This is a genomic window from Pseudomonas sp. Irchel 3F3 (genome assembly GCF_900187545.1).
Taxonomy (GTDB): Bacteria; Pseudomonadota; Gammaproteobacteria; order Pseudomonadales; family Pseudomonadaceae; genus Aquipseudomonas; species Aquipseudomonas fortuita.
The window spans coordinates 1-1,254 of the sequence record NZ_FYDS01000029.1; the positions used below are offsets into that span (position 1 = coordinate 1).

The 1,254-nt window shown below is 56.7% G+C and carries 1 protein-coding gene; it reads left to right on the forward strand.

Going from position 1 to position 1,254, the window contains the following annotated elements:
- Positions 1–218 precede the first annotated feature (218 nt).
- Positions 219–1,154 (forward strand): IS110 family transposase, encoded by a 936-nt coding sequence (locus CKW35_RS27660; RefSeq protein WP_024718161.1) that lies wholly within the window; start codon positions 219–221, stop codon positions 1,152–1,154.
- Positions 1,155–1,254: the final 100 nt, after the last annotated feature.

The window sequence follows — 1,254 nt, forward strand, 5'->3', positions numbered from 1 at the left end:
CCCGCTTGTGTCTTGGAGAAGGAATAGAATCTGAAGTGAGAGCGGTGAATGGCAAGCTGATAGCCCGAGGTGCCCAGAGCACGTGTGGGAGCAAAAGCTGCCATTCACCGTTCCACTTTGGCGAGAGCCCGAACAGTTGGATGAGGGCCGTAATCTCGAATCACAAGCGTGGGCCAAGCCAAAGCGCTCTCACTCCTTGAGTTTAAGAGGGTTTGGCCATGTCTTCCTCTGTCGGCATCGATGTTTCCAGTGCGACACTTGCCGTTCACATCCGCCCTGAGGGTGTGAACTTCAGTGTTTCCAATGATTTGAAGGGATTCCAACTGCTCGTCGAAAAGCTTGGCGGGTATGCAGTTTCAATGGTCTTGCTCGAAGCTACCGGTGGCTACGAGTGCAATGTCCTAAAAGCGCTGCAGGATGCCGATTTTCCGGTTTGCCGGATCAATCCCAGTCGTGCCCGGGACTTTGCCAAGTCGATGGGTAAACGTGCCAAGACCGATCCCATTGACGCAGCTGTTTTGGCTCACCTAGCTGAAGTTATGCCGCCACGGCCTTGCCAGGTGATGACACCTGAGCGGGCCTTGCTGCGCGAACTGCTTATGCAGCGGGATCGCTTCGTCCAACAGCGCGACGATGACAAGCGGCGCCTGAAGCAGGCGCAGGCTCCCAGTGTGTGTTTGCGGTTGGAACAACACATCGCCTATCTGAAGGGTGAAATTCGAGCGCTGGAACAAGAGATCGCACAGCAGGCAGCAGCTTTGCCTGATGATCGGGTTAAACAGCTCACTCAAGTAAAAGGAATTGGTCTGATTACTGCCGGAAAACTGATGGCCTTGCTGCCAGAGCTGGGTCAGGTGGACAAGAAGGAAATTGCCGCCTTGGTCGGTGTTGCGCCGTTCAACCGGGACAGCGGCAAGCAGTCGGGCAAGCGTTCAATCTGGGGGGGACGCGCACAAGTCAGGCGGGCGCTCTATATGGCCTGCTGGGTGGTGATACGGCACAACAAGGACTTCTGCGAGCGTTACAAAGCACTGCGAGCCCAGGGGAAATGCGCGAAGGTAGCGGTGGTGGCGTGTATGCGAGTATTGATAGTACGGTTGAATGCGATGCTCAGGACCGGAACGCCCTGGAAGGAGCAAATAGCTCATTCGTAGGAGCGAGCCTTGCTGGCGATGCCCGGCAGAGCCGGGCTTGGGGCGCTACTCGCCCCATCGCCGGCAAGGCCAGCTTCCACAAGAAGACAGTTGCTCCCAC